General features: G+C 60.8%; 17 protein-coding genes. 3 read left to right on the forward strand and 14 right to left on the reverse strand.

What is annotated here, in order from left to right:
• Nucleotides 1-111: 111 nt before the first annotated feature.
• Complete coding sequence (locus BO74_RS17880; RefSeq protein ID WP_496444240.1) at nt 112-351, reverse strand: hypothetical protein; 240 nt, start codon at nt 349-351, stop codon at nt 112-114.
• A gap of 447 nt (nt 352-798) precedes the next feature.
• Between BO74_RS17880 and BO74_RS17885 the strand changes: the two genes are divergently transcribed.
• Complete coding sequence (locus BO74_RS17885; protein WP_496444242.1) at nt 799-1,341, forward strand: PEP-CTERM sorting domain-containing protein; 543 nt, start codon at nt 799-801, stop codon at nt 1,339-1,341.
• Nucleotides 1,342-1,435: 94 nt separating this feature from the next.
• Here BO74_RS17885 and BO74_RS17890 read toward each other — a convergent pair whose 3' ends face one another.
• The 7 genes from BO74_RS17890 to BO74_RS17920 form a co-directional block, all read right to left on the reverse strand.
• Complete coding sequence (locus BO74_RS17890) at nt 1,436-2,311, reverse strand: triphosphoribosyl-dephospho-CoA synthase (protein ID WP_496444244.1); 876 nt, start codon at nt 2,309-2,311, stop codon at nt 1,436-1,438.
• Complete coding sequence (locus tag BO74_RS17895; RefSeq protein WP_496444246.1) at nt 2,283-2,801, reverse strand: citrate lyase holo-[acyl-carrier protein] synthase; 519 nt, start codon at nt 2,799-2,801, stop codon at nt 2,283-2,285. The genes BO74_RS17890 and BO74_RS17895 overlap by 29 nt, the downstream gene beginning before the upstream one ends.
• Nucleotides 2,761-4,299 (reverse strand): citrate lyase subunit alpha, encoded by a 1,539-nt coding sequence (gene citF, locus BO74_RS17900; RefSeq protein WP_496444248.1) that lies wholly within the window; start codon nt 4,297-4,299, stop codon nt 2,761-2,763. The genes BO74_RS17895 and citF overlap by 41 nt, the downstream gene beginning before the upstream one ends.
• Nucleotides 4,286-5,206: an HpcH/HpaI aldolase/citrate lyase family protein gene (locus BO74_RS17905; protein WP_496444250.1), complete on the reverse strand. Its 921-nt coding sequence runs from the start codon at nt 5,204-5,206 to the stop codon at nt 4,286-4,288. Before BO74_RS17905 ends, citF begins: the two co-directional genes overlap by 14 nt.
• A gap of 2 nt (nt 5,207-5,208) precedes the next feature.
• Nucleotides 5,209-5,685 carry a PCC domain-containing protein gene (locus BO74_RS17910; protein WP_496444252.1) on the reverse strand — a complete coding sequence of 159 codons (477 nt, stop codon included), beginning with the start codon at nt 5,683-5,685 and terminating at the stop codon, nt 5,209-5,211.
• Entirely contained in the window at nt 5,685-5,948 is a 264-nt protein-coding gene (gene citD / locus BO74_RS17915; protein ID WP_496444254.1) for a citrate lyase acyl carrier protein, read from the reverse strand. The genes BO74_RS17910 and citD overlap by 1 nt, the downstream gene beginning before the upstream one ends.
• A gap of 101 nt (nt 5,949-6,049) precedes the next feature.
• Nucleotides 6,050-8,275 (reverse strand): NADP-dependent isocitrate dehydrogenase, encoded by a 2,226-nt coding sequence (locus BO74_RS17920; protein ID WP_496444256.1) that lies wholly within the window; start codon nt 8,273-8,275, stop codon nt 6,050-6,052.
• Between BO74_RS17920 and BO74_RS17925 the strand changes: the two genes are divergently transcribed.
• Both BO74_RS17925 and BO74_RS17930 read left to right on the forward strand, forming a co-directional pair.
• On the forward strand, nt 8,274-8,495 hold the full coding sequence (locus BO74_RS17925) for a hypothetical protein (protein ID WP_496444258.1): 222 nt from the start codon (nt 8,274-8,276) through the stop codon (nt 8,493-8,495). The two genes, BO74_RS17920 and BO74_RS17925, sit on opposite strands and share 2 nt — an antisense overlap.
• A 295-nt stretch (nt 8,496-8,790) precedes the next feature.
• Complete coding sequence (locus tag BO74_RS17930) at nt 8,791-9,564, forward strand: IclR family transcriptional regulator domain-containing protein (protein WP_496444260.1); 774 nt, start codon at nt 8,791-8,793, stop codon at nt 9,562-9,564.
• 15 nt (nt 9,565-9,579) lie between these two features.
• On the opposite strand, the gene BO74_RS17935 is transcribed toward BO74_RS17930, so the two are convergent.
• The 6 genes from BO74_RS17935 to BO74_RS17960 form a co-directional block, all read right to left on the reverse strand.
• Nucleotides 9,580-10,587 (reverse strand): TRAP transporter substrate-binding protein, encoded by a 1,008-nt coding sequence (locus tag BO74_RS17935; RefSeq protein ID WP_496444261.1) that lies wholly within the window; start codon nt 10,585-10,587, stop codon nt 9,580-9,582.
• 130 nt (nt 10,588-10,717) lie between these two features.
• Nucleotides 10,718-12,211 carry an aldehyde dehydrogenase family protein gene (locus BO74_RS17940; RefSeq protein WP_496444262.1) on the reverse strand — a complete coding sequence of 498 codons (1,494 nt, stop codon included), beginning with the start codon at nt 12,209-12,211 and terminating at the stop codon, nt 10,718-10,720.
• Between the two features lie 141 nt (nt 12,212-12,352).
• Nucleotides 12,353-13,306, reverse strand: a complete 954-nt coding sequence (locus BO74_RS17945; RefSeq protein WP_496444264.1) for a hydroxymethylglutaryl-CoA lyase — start codon at nt 13,304-13,306, stop codon at nt 12,353-12,355.
• 70 nt (nt 13,307-13,376) lie between these two features.
• Nucleotides 13,377-14,216, reverse strand: coding sequence for a shikimate dehydrogenase family protein (locus BO74_RS17950; protein ID WP_496444265.1), 840 nt, complete (start codon nt 14,214-14,216; stop codon nt 13,377-13,379).
• A 92-nt stretch (nt 14,217-14,308) separates the two neighbouring features.
• On the reverse strand, nt 14,309-15,322 hold the full coding sequence (locus tag BO74_RS17955) for a TRAP transporter substrate-binding protein (RefSeq protein WP_496444266.1): 1,014 nt from the start codon (nt 15,320-15,322) through the stop codon (nt 14,309-14,311).
• A gap of 102 nt (nt 15,323-15,424) precedes the next feature.
• Nucleotides 15,425-16,156 (reverse strand): TRAP transporter large permease subunit (locus BO74_RS17960; protein WP_496444267.1); only part of this gene is annotated, 732 nt, incomplete at its 5' end.

A 16,156-nucleotide genomic window follows, 5' to 3' on the forward strand; every position in this document is an offset into this window, starting at 1 on the left:
TCATGACCTCAACTTCTCGAACCGCCCGGTGCGGACCCGCATGCCGGGTGGTGTGGCAGGGGCGCAGCCTATAAGGGCTGCCCCCTATGCCGATCGTCATTTGAAGACCCGTCAGCGCCGGTGTCGATAAACCTCGCGCCCGGCATCGCGGATATCACGGCGCAACTGCTGCCGCTCCTCCGGCGACATCCGTTGCGAGCGCTGATTCCGGGCCTGCTCCTCGCGCTGGAACGACTGTCGCTGCATATCGCCCTGGCGATCGCCACGCTGGCTCTGGCTACCGCCATCCCGGGCTGGCTGGCCGAACCACGGATTGGCCTGCGCCGCCGGAACAGCAAGCATCAGGAGCATGGCCAACGCTCCGACGCCCGTATTTCTGCAGATTCTTTTCGCCAAATCCATAGCCTTCTCCACCTCGAACACGCGTTGCTGGCGCACCGGCTTCATCTCGTTGAAAGCGCGTACTAGCGCCCGAACGCTACCGCACGCTTCTGTCTACAGCGCGCAGTGTGCGCCCGACCTGTTTCTCCGATTCGCCTAGCACAGCCGAAATTGTAAGGAATTGTATCGCCCGGCGGGAAGAAGGCTGCGATGCTGTTGGCGACGCGAATAACTGGGCACGATGCTCTGCCGATGTACTGGCTAAAGCATTTGATCGATATTGTGACTTTGTTCACACACATCAGAAGAATCAGATGTTAGCGTGGGTCACTACGCAATGGATTCGTTACCAATCGCCAGTTGATTTCCTCCTATAGCGATTCACGCAAAAAACCATCCTTGTGAAGGGAGATCGTGATGCCGAGTTTTATCCAGAAATCGCTTATCAGCTTGGCCCTCATTGGAATCTACGGGACGACAGGCGCTGGAGAAATAATACTTTCCGATCAGATGAACTGGAACGAGGTAACCATTTCCTCCACCTCCGCCCTTGACTGGTGGCATGAGCTTGATGATTACGCACCCAGCGAAGGGATGATCATCACGTCCGCATTACTGACCGTGGATTTGATAGATTCCAGCAACAAAGGCAACGAGGACTTTACGTTCGTAATCGGCAATAGCGCGCCCTACCAATCCGCCGGATTCAAAAACATCAATAATGGATCACAAGGTGATAGCTACAACATAGAGATTACGGGGCAAGCACTGGAAGACCTCAATACTTTCGGGAAACTACACGTATCTCTTACAGCCGAAAGTGGGAGCTTCCAACTTGTCAGCTCCACGTTAACGGCGATCGATCCACCGAGCGCCGTCCCGGAACCTGGCTCCATCGGACTTCTCGGACTCGGTTTGGCGGGACTGGGGGTTATACGTCGGCGCAAGTCCGCAGGATAGAGCGCCTTCTCGAATGACTGCCTCAGAGGACAGATGACAGACCTGTTCTCGCTAGAACGGGACTCGTCGTACCCCACCGGGCTTTCACACAAAATCAGGCCGCAAGCAGTTGCGTGCTCTCGGCGCCCGAAAAAATCCCGACAGAAACATCGTCATTGATTTCCCCGCTGGCCAGCAGACAGGCGAATGCCATGCCCAGCATGTCGGCCACGCCGCCGATGGTGAGATTCAGGGCCTTGTAGCGGTCGTTGAGCTCTTCGAGGAAGGCAACGATATCGCCGCGGTCAGCGATCAGGCGTTCAAGCGCCCGTCCATCCTCCCTGACCTGCCGCAGCCCCGCCGGGCCGGCGCGGTGCAGCGTGGTCGTATCGTCGACGGTCTGCATCAGTCGCGCCATCATGGCGAACGACGCGGTGGTGGCGCAATCTTGCTGCGCTAAGGCGTTGCGGAACGCCGGCAAAGCGGCGTCGAACAGCGACGGATAGCCGCTGATGGCTTCGCCGACGATTCCACCGGCGTGGTACTCCCGCCGGACCCTTTCGCCGTTGGAACCGGTCTGCGCCGCGGTATCGAAAAACTCTCGGGAGATGATGGAGAGCGATTGCCGCACGGCCGTCTCGTCGGCGATTCCCGCGTGATGACGAGCGATCAGCAGCATGCCGCTGAGGAAGATGTAGCCCTTGTGTGTATTCGTCCCGAGTTCGTCGTAGAGGCGACGCTCGGCGCGGATGGCGATATCGCGCTGGCAGGCGAAGGGTTCATCCGCGCGCAGCGAGACCACGATCGCCTGAAGGTAATCGGCGACGATATCGATCGACTGCTCCATCAGCGGGATGGAAAGATCGGGATGCGAGCCGTTGTCCCGAAGGTCGACGAGACCCGGCTTGGGGGTAAGGTAGAGTTCCATGCTCGCGCCGCGGGCCAGGGCGTCGGCGAGATGTTCAAGTTCGGAATGGCGCGAGGAGTTCATGGACACGGTGGATGACGGTGTGAAGGGAATGACGTTTGGCACGGATGCAATCGACGGCGGGCTGGTCGCAAACAAGACAGCTACGCCCGGCAAGGCCGAGCGCTTTCCGGTCGACCTGCTGTCCGTCCGGCGCATAGACATCGAGGTCGATCAGCCGCGACGACGGATGCCCGGATTCAAGATGGACGCAGGCTGCCTTGACCACCTTGGGGTCGGCGTCGAGGCTGAGGATCGCGTACGGCCCCAGGACGTCATGAAACTTGCTCGACTCGACAAAGCCAGGAAGCACCGCCGGCAGCTGGTTGAGCATCCAGAGGAACAGTGCCTCGGCCCCGGGCGGGGTTTTGTCTCCACCCGGGATGTTCAGCGCCAGGAACAGCGTCGCCGGATGCCCTCGCCTGAGTGCCCAGGCCAGCGCATCCTGCCGGCTGTCCCGGGCGTCCAGGTAGCTACGCCTTGACTTGGCGGATGACGTCGATGATGGAGCCATCTCGGTACTCGATGAGGGCAACGACTTTGTCCTCGAACTCGACGGGCCTCGGGACACCGGTGACGGCATAGATCTCGTCGCGCAACTGCCGGATGTCCTTCACCGGCGCGCCGCGCTTGATCAATTCCGCCTTGAGTTCCGGCAGGTTGTCGTTCACCGCGATGCCGCGCTCGGTGACGATCACGCCGACGGTCTCGCCCGGGGTGGAGATGGTCGTCACCTCGTCGCGGACCATCGGCAGACGGCCGCGGATCGACGGGCAGACAACGATCGACACCTTGGCGCCGGCCGCCGCGTCGCAGTGGCCACCGGTGTTGTGCAACAGGTAGCCCATCGACTCGGTGTTGACGTTGACGTTGAAATTGACGTCGGTCTCGGTCGCGCTGAGGATGACGCAATCCAGGCGGTTGACCGTGGCACCGCAATTGAACGGGTTGGCGTAGGTGCCGGCGGTGATTTCCACGTGCTTCTGGTTGCGACCGATCGACTGCACGGCCTTGAGGTCGAAACACTGCACGTCGAACAGGGCTTCGAACAGTCCCTCTTCAAGCATGTCAACGAAGTAGCCGGTGATGCCGCCGAGGCCGAAGCTGCCCTTGACCTTGTCGCGACGCATCATGTTGCGCACGTGCTCGGCCACGGCCAGCGAGATGCCGCCGGTACCGGTCTGGAACGAGAAGCCGTCCTTGACGAAGCCGGTGGCCTCGATGACCATCGCCGCGTACTTGGCGATCTGCAGACCGATCGGGTCGGTGGTGATCTTGGTCGTCGAGGAGACGATCTTTTTCGGGTCGCCGAGACGCGGCATCTGGCAGACGAAGTCGACCACCGACTGCGGAATGCCGACGGGCACGGCCGGGAACGGCACCAGGTTGTCGGTCACTGCCACGACCTTGTGCGCGTGCTGCGCATCGACCAGCGCGTAGCCGAGGCTGCCGCAGGCCGACGGGCCGTAGAAGCCGTTGAAGTTGCCGTACTCGTCGCAATACGGCGCGGCCAGGAAGGCGACATCGACCGGTACTTCGCCGGTGATCAGCGCCCGCGCACGGCCACCGTGCGAACGAACGATGATCGGGCAATCGAGTTCGCCCTTGGAGACCAGTTCGGCGATCGGGCCGTTGACCCCGCACTCGAAGCCGGTGATCGTGCCCTTGCGGATGTAGGGGATCAGTTCGGCATTGACGATGTGCACCGAGCTCGACGCGATCTTGATGTCGCGGATACCCAGCGCGTCGATTTCCTTGACCAGCTCGTTGAGCAGGTAGTCGCCGTTGCGCAGGCTGTGGTGCGTCGAGATGGTCATCCCATCCTTGAGCCCCGAGGCGATGATCGCGTCGCGCAGGCCGCCGACCAGTTTGCTGCCATTGTGGTTCAAACGCCGGATGGCGCGCGTCGAGCGCTCGGCGTGGGGTTGCAGCGACCACGGGTCGCTATAGGGAATCAGCTTCTTGCCGGCGAAGGTTTCCGGGATCAGCCGGCCCAGACTATTCCGTACCATTGATGTCCTCCTCGTTGATTACCACGTCCACCATGCCGTGCGCGCGGGCCGTGTTCAGCACGCGTGCGGCACGCACCACGACTGGTCGGTCGATCATCTTGCCCTTCAGCGAGATGACACCAGTACCCATTTCGCGGGCGCGCTTGATGGCTTCCATGACTTCCAGCGCGTAGTCAACTTCTTCCTGCTTCGGCGCAAACACGTCATGAATGACGTCGATCTGGCGCGGGTTGATCATGCACTTGCCGGTAAAACCGAGCTTCTTGATCAACTCGGTTTCCTTGCGCAGAGCCTCCATGTCGTTCACATCGGCAAAGATCGTGTCAATGGCCTGGATGCCCGCGGCCTTGGCACCCCACAGCACGGTCATGCGGGCGTTGAACAGTTCCTCGCCGGTCTTGGTGCGATTGATTTCCATCGTGGCGGTGTAGTCCTCGGCGCCGAACGCCAGACCGATCAGTCGAGAGGAGGCCTTGGCGGTCTTCGGTGAATTGAGCACGCCTTCGGCGGTTTCGATCGACGGCAGAATCTTGAAATGCCCCACTTCGAAACCCAGTTCTTCTTCGTATTCGGTCAGCAGGGTATCGAGATGCTCGACAACTTCCGGCGTATCGGCCTTGGGCAGGCGGATACCATCGGGCTTGGCCGGCAGCACCGCTTTCAGGTCGTCCAGCGCCCACTTGGTGTCCAGTCCGTTGATGCGGATCAGGATTTCCTTGTTGCGTTCCTTGTAGCCGTCGAGGAAGCGGCGCACCAGGATGCGGGCAGCGTCCTTTTCGGCCAGCGGAACGGCGTCTTCGAGATCGAGCAGGACGGCGTCGCAGCCGAACAGCGGCACGTTCTGCAGCATCGACGGCATGTTGCCCGGCACGTAAAGCAGCGACCGGCGCAGTTTGTAGTCGGCCATGGTTATTCCTCCGCGAAGTAGATGGTGGACGTGCCGCCGGAACGGGACATGTGGCGCTCGATGCCGTCCAACATCAGTTCGATCAGCACGATTTCGCAGGTCGCAAAGACTTCGGCATCTTCCAGTTGCCCGCCGACGACATCGCCCGAGGCCTTGCCGGCGATGACGTGCAGGTGGCAGTCCGGCGTTCCGTCGGTGCCCGGCACGATGTTGCCGGTGAGTCCGAGTAGTTCGAGCGGCCCTTCGAGTTCATGCGGGGTCAGCCGCGCCGAGGTGATCGGCAGCTTGGCACCGCTCTTGATGCCGTTGATGCGCAGCTTGCGGACCGAGCCGATCGCCGACAGGATCACGCCGACCTTGACCTTTTCCTTGACGACCAGTGCCTTGATGTTTTCCTGCACACTCTGACCGGGCAGAATCTTCAGGAAAAAACGCCTCCCTTGGGTGTATTCCTTGTACCAGTAGGTCTTGTCGTCCATCACTCACCTCCCGCCCGTTGCAACGCTGCTTCGAGCCGCGCCTCGATGGCGTAGTCGAGCGCACCGCGATCGCTGATGCTGACCTTCCCCGCCCGCACCTCGTTACGCGCCAGAACTTCTTCCAGCTTCGCCCGGATCAAGTGTTCGAACTGCTTCTTGACCGTCGATTCGATTTCGATGGTCAGCGCATCCGCCGGCTCCACCGTGACCATCAGGTCACTGGACTGCATCGTGCCCGCCTGGCCTTTCTTCAAGATTTGCATAGCTCATACTCCGTGATTCAAGAAATTCAGGCCCGCTGCCCCCGTTGCCGGGGACTGACGGGCCTGACCGAAAAGATCACATCAAGATGTCCTGAAAAGGATCAGAGGGCATCGATGATCGCGTTCAAGGTTGCACTCGGGCGCATGGCTGCCGACGCCTTGTCGAACACCGGCAGGTAGTAGCCGCCGAGATCCATCGGCTTGCCCTGCGCGCCGATCAGCTCGGCGTTGATCTTCGCCTCGTTCTCCTGCATGGCCTTGGCCACCTTGGCGAAGCGGGCCTGCAGATCCGCATCCTTGTTCTGCGCCGCCAGCGCCTCGGCCCAATAGAAGGCGAGGTAGAAGTGGCTGCCGCGGTTGTCGATCTCGCCGACCTTGCGCGCCGGCAACTTGTTGTTGTCGAGGAACTTGGCGATCGCCACGTCGAGCGCGTCGGCCAGCACCTGCGCCTTCGGGTTCTTGAAGTTGACCGCCAGGTGTTCGAGCGAGGCGCCGAGGGCCGAGAACTCGCCGAGCGAATCCCAGCGCAGGTAGCCTTCCTTGAGGAACTGCTGCACGTGCTTCGGCGCCGAGCCACCCGCGCCGGTCTCGAACAGGCCACCGCCGGCGAGCAGCGGCACGATCGACAGCATCTTCGCGCTGGTCCCCAGTTCGATGATCGGGAACAGGTCGGTGAGGTAGTCGCGCAATACGTTGCCGGTGACCGAGATGGTGTCCTTGCCCTGACGGATGCGCTCCACCGAATACTTGATCGCATCGACCGGCTCGAGAATCTTGATTTCGAGGCCGGCGGTATCGTGGTTCTTCAGGTACGTCTCGACCTTGGCGATCACGTTGGCGTCGTGCGCGCGGTTCTTGTCGAGCCAGAAGACGGCCGGCGCGCCGGTTGCACGGGCACGGTTGACCGCCAGCTTGACCCAGTCCTGGATCGGGATGTCCTTGACGCGCGACATGCGCCAGATGTCCCCGGCTTCGACCGCGTGCTCGATCAGCGTCTTGCCGGCGGCGTCGACGACGCGGACGGTGCCGTTGGCGGGGATGATGAAGGTGGTCGGGTGAGAACCGTATTCCTCGGCCTTCTGGGCCATCAGCCCGACGTTCGGCACGGAGCCCATGGTTGCCGGACTGTAGGCGCCGTTCTTCTTGCAGTCCTCGATCATCGCCTGGTACATGCGCGAGTAGCAGCGGTCCGGGACCATCGCCAGCGTTTCCTGCAACTTGCCTTCCTTGTTCCACATCTTGCCGGAGTCACGAACGACGACCGGCATCGAGGCGTCGACGATAACGTCGCTCGGCACGTGCAGGTTGGTAATACCCTTATCCGAGTCGACCATGGCCAGCGCCGGACGCTTGGCGTATTCGGCCTGGATGTCGGCTTCGATCTCGGCCTGCTGGGCTTCCGGCAAGGTCTTGATCTTGGCGTACAGGTCGCCGAGACCCATGCTCGGGTTGACGCCGAGCTGCTTGAACGTCTCGGCATGCTTGGCAAAAACGTCCTCGAAGAAAACCGAGACGGCGTGGCCGAACAGCACCGGGTCGGACACCTTCATCATCGTCGCCTTCAGGTGCAGCGACAACAGCAGGCCTTCCTTCTTGGCGTTTTCGATCTGCTCGGCGTAGAACGCGCGCAGCGCCTTCTTGCTCATGAAGGTGCCGTCAACGATCTCGCCGGCGGAAACCTTCAGCTTGTCCTTGAGCACCTTGACCGCACCGTCGAGGCCGACGAGTTCGATCTTGAGTTCATTGGCGGCATCCATGACCACCGACTTCTCGTTGCCGTAGAAATCGCCGCCGGACATGAAGGCAACCTGCGCCTTGGAGTCGGCGCTCCAGGGGCCGAGCTTGTGCGGATTCTTCTTCGCAAAATTCTTGACGGAAAGCGGCGCGCGACGGTCGGAGTTGCCTTCGCGCAGAACCGGGTTCACCGCGGAGCCAAGCACCTTCGAATAGCGCGCGTTGATTTCCTTCTCTTCCTCAGTCTGCGGGTTCTCCGGATAGTCGGGCAGGTTGTAGCCCTTGCTCTGCAGTTCCTTGATCGCCTCCTTCAACTGCGGCACGGAAGCGCTGATGTTCGGCAGCTTGATGATGTTCGCTTCGGGCTTGAGCGTCAGTTCGCCGAGTTGGGTCAGGTTGTCGGCAATGCGCTGGGCCTCGGTCAGGCGCTCCGGGAAGGCAGCGATGATGCGTCCCGCGAGCGAAATGTCGCTGGTTTCCACCTCGACACCGGTTCCCTTGGTAAACGCCTGCACGATCGGCAGGAACGAGTAGGTTGCCAGTGCCGGGGCCTCATCGATCTTGGTCCAGACGATCTTGGATGACGTGGTCATGTTCTCACTTCTCCTAAAGGTCAAAAATATGGAAATAACAGAAATACGAAAATGGATGGCGGATCAGATATGCAAGCAATTCATAAATCATGTTTCCGGAGGCGATGCAGTGCTCAATCACAATCCGTCCATCCAGCGCGAACTTGATGCGGAGAGATCAACAACACTGGAACAAGACATCGTCACCGATATGACCGATTCACATTTTTGCAGGGTTTGAATACCGTCACAAACAATGATTCTTCACATGTTTCTGCGTTTTCGGAATCAACTGAACGAGTTACACACACCGTTCGTTTTTTCCCCGCCACGACGCAAATGGCGTGATTACCCTCCTCGTCCTGAAAAGTTCTTTTCAACCGTCTTTTCACTCCCTGGCACCTAACCGGTTCGAGCGGGGAGCAGCGTTTTTTCCATGGTAGGCCGGCTCAAGCGCCCCGTCGATTGACCCGGCTACAGTTCGGCGCGACAATCGCGCACCGCTGTTTGACAATCGCGCGGATAAGGATTTTTCCATGCCCAGCATCAAGCCACCGCTGAACAAGAAGGACTGGATCGCCGGCCTCGAAAAGGGCCTGCAGATCATCGAGGCATTCAACGACACGCACCCGCGTCTTACCGCCTCCACGGCCGCGCGCCGTACCGGCATCACCCGCACGGCAACGCGGCGCTATCTGCGCACACTCGAACACCTCGGCTACGTCGAGAGCGACGGTCACCTGTTCTGGCTGACGCCACGTGTGCTGCGCCTCGGGTGGTCGTATTTCGACTCGGCGAAGATTCCGCGTGCTGTCCAGCCGTATCTGCAACGCCTGAGCCTGTCGCTTGGCGGCGCCGCCTACTTCGCGGTGATGGACGAGAACGACATCGTTTTCGTCGCCCGCGACGGATCGAATCTGGTGCAGAACGTCGGCTACGTCCTCGGCGCACGCATCCCGGCCAACCTTTCTTCGGCAGGCATCGCCATCTTGTCGACCTACTCGCATGAAGAGGTTGACCACTGGCTTACCGGGCGGAAGTTCGTTCCTTATTCGCCGTTCACTGCCACCACCGAGGATGCCGTGCGCGAGTTGATCAACAAGGCCCGCGACAACGGTTACGCCTTGCTGGAACAACAGATCGCCCAGCGCGTGCGCGGCATCGCGGTGCCGATCCGCACCCGCGACGGCATTGTCGTCGGGTCGATCAGCGTCAGTCTGCCAATGGGCAACGAGACCACCGATAACGCGGTGGCGCGCACGCTGCCACTGCTGCGCGAGGCCGAATACGCGCTGCTCGCGGCGTTTTAACCCGTAACAAACAGACTACTTGCGCAGCTTGGCGATCTCGGCAAAGACGAATTTCGCGAACTCCTCGCCGATGCTGGCGCTGTATTTCTCGACCACCGGCTTCAGTTTCGCCCGGATCTTCTCCAGTTCGCCCGGCGCCAGTTCATCGACCTGCAGCGTCTTGCGGATGGAAGCCAGCGAGCGCTCCTGCGCTTCGCGCGACACCTTGCGCTGAAAGACCGCCGACTCGTTCGCCGCGTCGAGGATGATCTTCCGCTCGTCTTCGTTCAGCCGGTCCCACGTCGCCTTGCTCATCAGGAAAGACTGCGGGTTGTAGATGTGGCGCGTCTCGGTCAGGTATTTCTGCACCGCGTCGAGCTTGTTGGAAGCGATGACGGCAAACGGGTTTTCCTGGCCATCGATCTTTTTCTGCTCAAGCGCCGAATACACCTCGGTAAACGCCATTGGCACTGCCTCGGCACCCAGCGCGGTAAAGGCATCGATATAGGTGGGCGACTGGATGACCCGGATCTTCAGGCCGGCGATGTCGGCCGCCGTCCTGACCGGGTGCTTGCTGTTCGTCAGATTGCGAAAACCGAGGTCGTAATAGGCCAGATTAACCAGCCCTTTCTCCGGCAACTTGTCGGCCAGCCGTTTGCCGACGGGGCCGTCCATGATCGCGTCGACTTCATTCACGTCGTTGAACAGAAAGGGAAAATCGACGACGGCAAACTCTTTCACCAGCGTCTGCAGGATGCCCGAATTCATCGTGGTGAAATCGACCGCGCCGCGCTGAACCGACGGGAGCACCTGATGGTCGCTGCCCAGCACCCCGCCGGTGTAGAGCTTGACGATCATCTTGCCGCCGCTCTTCTTTTCGACCAACTCGGAAAACTTCACCCCGCCCCGGACCACCGGATGCCCGGAGGGGTTGGTCGTGGCCCAGCGGAAGGCCAGATCACGCACTTCCGCCCCGGCCTGCGCGGGCAGGAGAACGCACAACAGCATCGCGGCGACGGAAAAGACTTTTTTCTTGTAACTCAATTTTGACGCCTCCTTTGTTGATCCGTGATTATCGTCCGAACAGCGCACGAAATAAAAAAAAACGGCACCTGGCAAGGAGCGATGTCCTTGCCGGGTGCCGGCGCAGTGCAGTCTACGTTAGACCGTGTGATCAGAACGGCGAGTACTGGATCTTCTCGAGTTCCGGATCATAGAACTCGCCGAAGAGTTCGTCGTCCTTCAGCCAGTCGGGCTGGTCATATTCCTTGGACACCCAGGTGACATTCATGTAATGGTGCAGGTGAATGTTCTCGCTGGTGGCGTTGCCGGCCCAGGTGCCGCAACCGATCGACGAGGTCATCGGCATGCCGTTCATCATGCTGCCGGCGTTGGACTTCGATTGCGACTGACGGACCATGATGCGGCCAACGCGAGCGACGGAGGCCAGGCGATGGATATGGTCATCGTCGAACGAGAAGATGCCGACCGAGTGGCCGATGCCGCCGACGTCATGGATGGCCATGATGGTGTCGATGGCATTCTGGAACTCGCCGCAGTACTTGTGCACCGCGAGCAGCGTGGTGAGCTTCTCGTGGCACCAGATGCCGTCGAGCGTGCGCTTGAAGACGCCGGTGCCGTGCGAGGCGATCAGGAACTTGCGGTCTTCCGGAATCTCGAAACCGGCGGCCTTGGCCATGTCCTGCGGCGACAGGGCGACGGTATCCGGCAGGCGGTGGCACTCGTCGTCCCACATGACCTTGCGCATGGCGTCCTGCTCGGTCGGCGAGAGCATGTAGCCGCCGACGGCCACGAGTTCCTTCAGCGCGTCTTCATAGATGCTTTCGTGGATGACGATGTTGCCGTCCGCCGAGCAGCCCGAACCGAAGTCCGAGGTCTTCGAACGCATGGTGTTGAACGCGGCCTTGTTCAGATCCTGCTTGGCGGTTTCGTCCCAGATCATCGTCGCGTTGCCGGCGCCGACAGCGTAGGCCGGGGTACCGGACATGTAGGCGCGGCGCACGACGCCCTGGCCGCCGGTAGCGATGATCAGGTCGCACTTGGTCATCAGCGCTTCGGAGATGTTCTTGTTGATCTTGGCCTTGTAGCCGAGGATCTGGACGAGGTCTTCCGGCGCACCGACGCGGCGCAGGCCTTCGCGCATCAGTTCGATGGTCTTGCGGCTGGTCTTCAAGGTACGCGGATGCGGCGAGAAGATGATCGCGTTGCGCGCCTTGATAGCGTAGATCGAGTTGCCGGCCGGGGTCAGGTCGGGGTTGGTCGCCGGGATCACGCAGGCGATGACGCCGACGGGCTTGGCGTACTTGACGATGCGCTTCTCCGGGATTTCCTCGATGATGCCGACGGACTTCTCGCGCAGGCAGTCGCGCAGAATGCCGCGGATCTTGAAGCGCTTGGCTTCACGGCTGATCGGATCGCCAAAGGCGCTTTCCTGGATGCCGAGTTCGACCAGTTCGTGGAAGGTCTTGGAGTTGGCGACGATCTGGGCCACCGAACGGATGGCGCGGTCGATCGCTTCCTGGCTCCAGGTCTCGAATTCGCGCTGCGCCTTGTCGGCACGGGCAAACGCCTCTTCGATTTCGTCGATCTGGTCCTGGTTGAGTTTCAGCTCTTCGTAGCGAGCCTTCATGTCGTTTTGTCTGCTCATTGCATTTCCCCTAACAAAAAAACTTCAGAAAAACCTGGTTTGATGTTCACTCCGGCGAAACCGGAATCCTGTTCGATTGTTGTGTGAAACACGATCTCGCCGTCGATGCCGGCAGCGAACCCCGTGCGCCAATGTTTCCCCCTAGTTGTTGTTCTGCCCCTGCGCTTTTTCCTTGACCAGATCGACGCAGCGTCCGGCCTTGAGCACCGTGCTGGACGCCGGATGGCCGACGAATTCGGCCGCCAGGCGCGCGGTGTCCATGGCTTTCAGCAGGTCGATGCCGGTATCGATACCCATCTCGTGCAGCATGTGGATGACGTCTTCCGACGCGACGTTGCCCGAGGCGCCCGGCGCGAACGGGCAGCCGCCAAGCCCGGCGAAGGCGCCGTCGAACATGCGCACGCCGGCCTGGATGCCCATCACGATGTTGGCCAGCGCCATGTCGCGGGTGTTGTGGAAGTGCATCACCCATTGCACCTCCGGGAATTTCTGGATCATGTACGTACCGAGTTCATAGACCTGGCGCGGGTTGGCCATGCCGGTGGTGTCCGACAGCGACAACTCGGTGATCCCCAACTTGACGAAGCTCGCCACGACGTTTTCCACCTGCTCGACCGGCACGCGCCCCTGGAACGGGCAGCCGAAGGAGGTCGAAATGGCACCAGACAGCGTCATCTTGTTCTGGGCGGCGAACTCGACGCAGTCGGCGAAGCCCTCGACCATCTTGACCGGCGAGCTGTTGAAGTTGGCCAGGCAATGCGCCTCGCTGGCCGAGACGGTCAGCTTGGCCTTGGTCAGGCCGGCGTCGAAGGCGCGCTGCACGCCCTTGATGTTCGGCACCAGCGCGCGGTATTCGACGCCGTCGACCTTCTTCATCGCGCGGCACAGCGCGTCGGTATCGGCCATCTGCGGCACAGCCTTCGGATGCACGAAGGCGCCAACCTCGATGATCTTCACGCCGGAGGCGACAACCGCGTCGAGCAGTTGCAACTTCTGTTCGACGCTCGGGATCGTCTTCTCGTTCTGCAGGCCGTCGCGCAGACCGACTTCGCAAAGGGAGACCTTCGCGGGCCAGGCAATGCTAGGAGTAGTCATGGTTCCTCATCCTTTCAACTAAACAACCCTGCCCCCGGAAAAGCCGGCGGCATTCAACACTCAATCCGGTTCAGTACTCGATCTTCGCCACCGCGCGAAGTTCTTCCGGTGTCGCGGTGCCAAATCCGAAAAATTCGAGATAGGCGGGAATCATCTCGAAGAGCATGTCGGTTCCCACCACATAGTTGCAGCCGCGCTCGGCAGCCGCACGGAGCATCGGCGTCACTTCCTTTTTCATCACGACCTCGCCGACGAACGTCGACGGCGACAGCCGCGTCACGTCGAACGGTAGCGGGTCGTCGGGCTTCATCCCCAGCGGCGTGGCGTTGACCACCAGATCGTAACCGGCGGGGTCGTTCGAGGTCACATTGACCTCCATGTCCGGATAATAGGTTTTCAGGCGCGAGCCCAGCCCTTCCGCGGAGGCGGTATTCACGTCGAACAGCGAAATCGACGCCGCGCCATCGGCCGCGAGGGACGCGGCGATCGGGCATCCGACCCCGCCGGTGCCGACGATCAGAATCCGGCTGCCTTTGGTCTTGAACCCCTTGCGGGCCACCCCCCGGGCAAACCCGGCGCCGTCGAACTGGTCGGCCAGCAGCGACCCGTCCGCGCGCTTGATCAGCGCGTTGGCCGCCCCCGCGATCTTGGCGGTGATCGTCGCTTCATCGGCCAGGGTCATCGTCGTCACCTTGTGCGGCATCGTGACGAGCGCCCCAAGGACGTTGGAGAATTTGAAGATCTGCCGCAACGAAACCGGGTAGTCCTCGGCCTTGACTCCCATCGGCACGACCATCGCGTCGATGCCCTTCTTTTCGAACCACGGGTTGTAGATCAGCGGCGCCTTGAAGGCTTCCGTCGGATAGCCCAGGTGTGCGATCAGCGTCGTCTTGCCACTTAACATCGTCATTCCAATCTGTCGTTCAAGGAATCTCTGTCTTCCGCGGCGGCACGTACACGCAACGCCGCCGCGGAAAAGATCAACTCACGATTGCTTGTTGCTTACTTCTTGCCGCGGACCTTCTCGATTTCGGCGAAAACCTTCTTCGCGAAGTCGGCACCGACGTTGGCGCTGTACTTCTCGATCACCGGCTTCAGCTTCTCGCGAACCTTGGCCAGTTCAGCCGGCGACAGCTCGGACACTTCCATCTTCTGCTTGAGCTCGCTCAGGGCGACTTCCTGCGCTCCGCGCGACAGGGTCCGTTGATAGTTCGCCGCTTCGGTTGCCGCCGCCGTGATGATGTCCTGTTCTTCCTTGTTGAGCGAATCCCACTTCTTTTTGCTCATCAGCATGGACTGCGGGTTGTACATGTGGCGGGTCACCCCAAGGTGCTTCTGGACTTCCGCAAACTTGTTGGCCTGGATCACGGTGAACGGGTTTTCCTGGCCGTCGATCATTTTCTGCTCAAGAGCGGTGTACACCTCGGTAAACGGCATCGGCACCGAGTTTGCGCCCAGGGCGTTGAACGTATCAATGTAGATCGGCGACTGGATCACGCGCATCTTCAGCCCGACGATATCGTCGGCCGTCTTGAGCGCCCGCTTGCTGTTGGTCATGTTGCGGAAGCCAAGGTCGAAATAGGCGAGATTGACCAAGCCTTTTTCCGGCAGCTTGGCATCGAGTTCCTTGCCGATGGCACCGTCGAGAACGGCGTCGACTTCCTGTGCATTATTGAAGAGGAAGGGGAAATCGACGATCGCGAATTCCTTGATCTGCCCTTGCAGGATGCCCGTGTTCATCGCCGCGAAATCAAGCGTTCCGCCCTGTACCGCGGAGAGCAGTTGCGGGTCGCTACCGAGCACGCCGCCCGGGAAGACCTTGACCTTCATCTTGCCACCGCTCTTTTCGTTGACGAGCTTGGCGAAACGCTCGCCACCCATCGGGATCGGATGACCGGCCGGGTTGGCCGTCGCCCAGCGGAGGTTCATCGAACGTACTTCAGCCTGTGCTCCACCTGCCATGACCAGGCTGCAGGCAGCCAGGATTGCCACTCCGATTGTTTTCTTGAATTTCACTTTAAGTCTCCTCTTGAAAAAGCACTTGAAGCAACGCGCGGATTTAACCGCATTGAATGAAAGCCGGAGATGCTGCACAACCGGCCCCCAATACACAGATACTTAGAACCCCCCCAGCCACTTGCCCGGCACGATGACGAGCGCCGGGAAGAGGATCAGCAGGGTCAGGATGACGAGGTGCGACAGCAGGAACGGTGCGACGCCCTTGACCACCTGGGTCATGTTGCTCTTGGTCGCACCAGCGACGACGTTGAGCACGGTCCCAACCGGCGGGGTAATGAGGCCGATCGAGCCGCAGACGACGAAGATCACACCGAAGTAGACTTCGTTGATCCCGGCCTGCCGGGCCACCGGCAGCAGCACCGGGGTGAGGATCAGGATGATCGGCGAGAGGTCCATCACGCAGCCGACGGCGAACAGGATGGCGATCATCGCGAGCATCAGCAGCGTCTGGTTGCCCATCAATGGCTTCAAGAGTTCGACCATCTCGCCCGGCAGGTCGGCGATGGTGATCAGCCAGGCAGCGGCCAGCGCGGCGGCGACGAGGAACATGACGATGCCGGTGCTCTTGGTGGCCGCCACCAGAACGTCGAAGACCTGCCCGACCTTCAGCTCCCGGTAGATGACGATGGCGACGAAGAGCGAATAGACGGCGGCAACGACGGCGGCTTCGGTCGGGGTGAAGATGCCGAACTTCAGACCGAAGATGATGATGCCGGGGAGGAACAGGGCCCAGATGCCTTCGCGCAGGGCAGCCATGACGTCGCTCCAGCTTTGCTTGTCATGCACCTGAGCGGTGTCGTTGCGGGAGACCCACCACCAGGTAAAGGCCAG

The sequence above is a fragment of the Propionivibrio pelophilus DSM 12018 genome (assembly GCF_059569095.1).

What these genes read in the sequence shown, in the direction of transcription:
- BO74_RS17880 (WP_496444240.1), bottom strand. Translation starts at nt 351, where the DNA reads ATGCTCCTGATGCTTGCTGTTCCGGCGGCGCAGGCCAATCCGTGGTTC.
- BO74_RS17885 (WP_496444242.1), top strand. Translation starts at nt 799, where the DNA reads ATGCCGAGTTTTATCCAGAAATCGCTTATCAGCTTGGCCCTCATTGGA.
- BO74_RS17890 (WP_496444244.1), bottom strand. Translation starts at nt 2,311, where the DNA reads ATGAACTCCTCGCGCCATTCCGAACTTGAACATCTCGCCGACGCCCTG.
- BO74_RS17895 (WP_496444246.1), bottom strand. Translation starts at nt 2,801, where the DNA reads ATGGCTCCATCATCGACGTCATCCGCCAAGTCAAGGCGTAGCTACCTG.
- citF (WP_496444248.1), bottom strand. Translation starts at nt 4,299, where the DNA reads ATGGTACGGAATAGTCTGGGCCGGCTGATCCCGGAAACCTTCGCCGGC.
- BO74_RS17905 (WP_496444250.1), bottom strand. Translation starts at nt 5,206, where the DNA reads ATGGCCGACTACAAACTGCGCCGGTCGCTGCTTTACGTGCCGGGCAAC.
- BO74_RS17910 (WP_496444252.1), bottom strand. Translation starts at nt 5,685, where the DNA reads ATGGACGACAAGACCTACTGGTACAAGGAATACACCCAAGGGAGGCGT.
- citD (WP_496444254.1), bottom strand. Translation starts at nt 5,948, where the DNA reads ATGCAAATCTTGAAGAAAGGCCAGGCGGGCACGATGCAGTCCAGTGAC.
- BO74_RS17925 (WP_496444258.1), top strand. Translation starts at nt 8,274, where the DNA reads ATGTTCTCACTTCTCCTAAAGGTCAAAAATATGGAAATAACAGAAATA.
- BO74_RS17920 (WP_496444256.1), bottom strand. Translation starts at nt 8,275, where the DNA reads ATGACCACGTCATCCAAGATCGTCTGGACCAAGATCGATGAGGCCCCG.
- BO74_RS17930 (WP_496444260.1), top strand. Translation starts at nt 8,791, where the DNA reads ATGCCCAGCATCAAGCCACCGCTGAACAAGAAGGACTGGATCGCCGGC.
- BO74_RS17940 (WP_496444262.1), bottom strand. Translation starts at nt 12,211, where the DNA reads ATGAGCAGACAAAACGACATGAAGGCTCGCTACGAAGAGCTGAAACTC.
- BO74_RS17945 (WP_496444264.1), bottom strand. Translation starts at nt 13,306, where the DNA reads ATGACTACTCCTAGCATTGCCTGGCCCGCGAAGGTCTCCCTTTGCGAA.
- BO74_RS17950 (WP_496444265.1), bottom strand. Translation starts at nt 14,216, where the DNA reads ATGACGATGTTAAGTGGCAAGACGACGCTGATCGCACACCTGGGCTAT.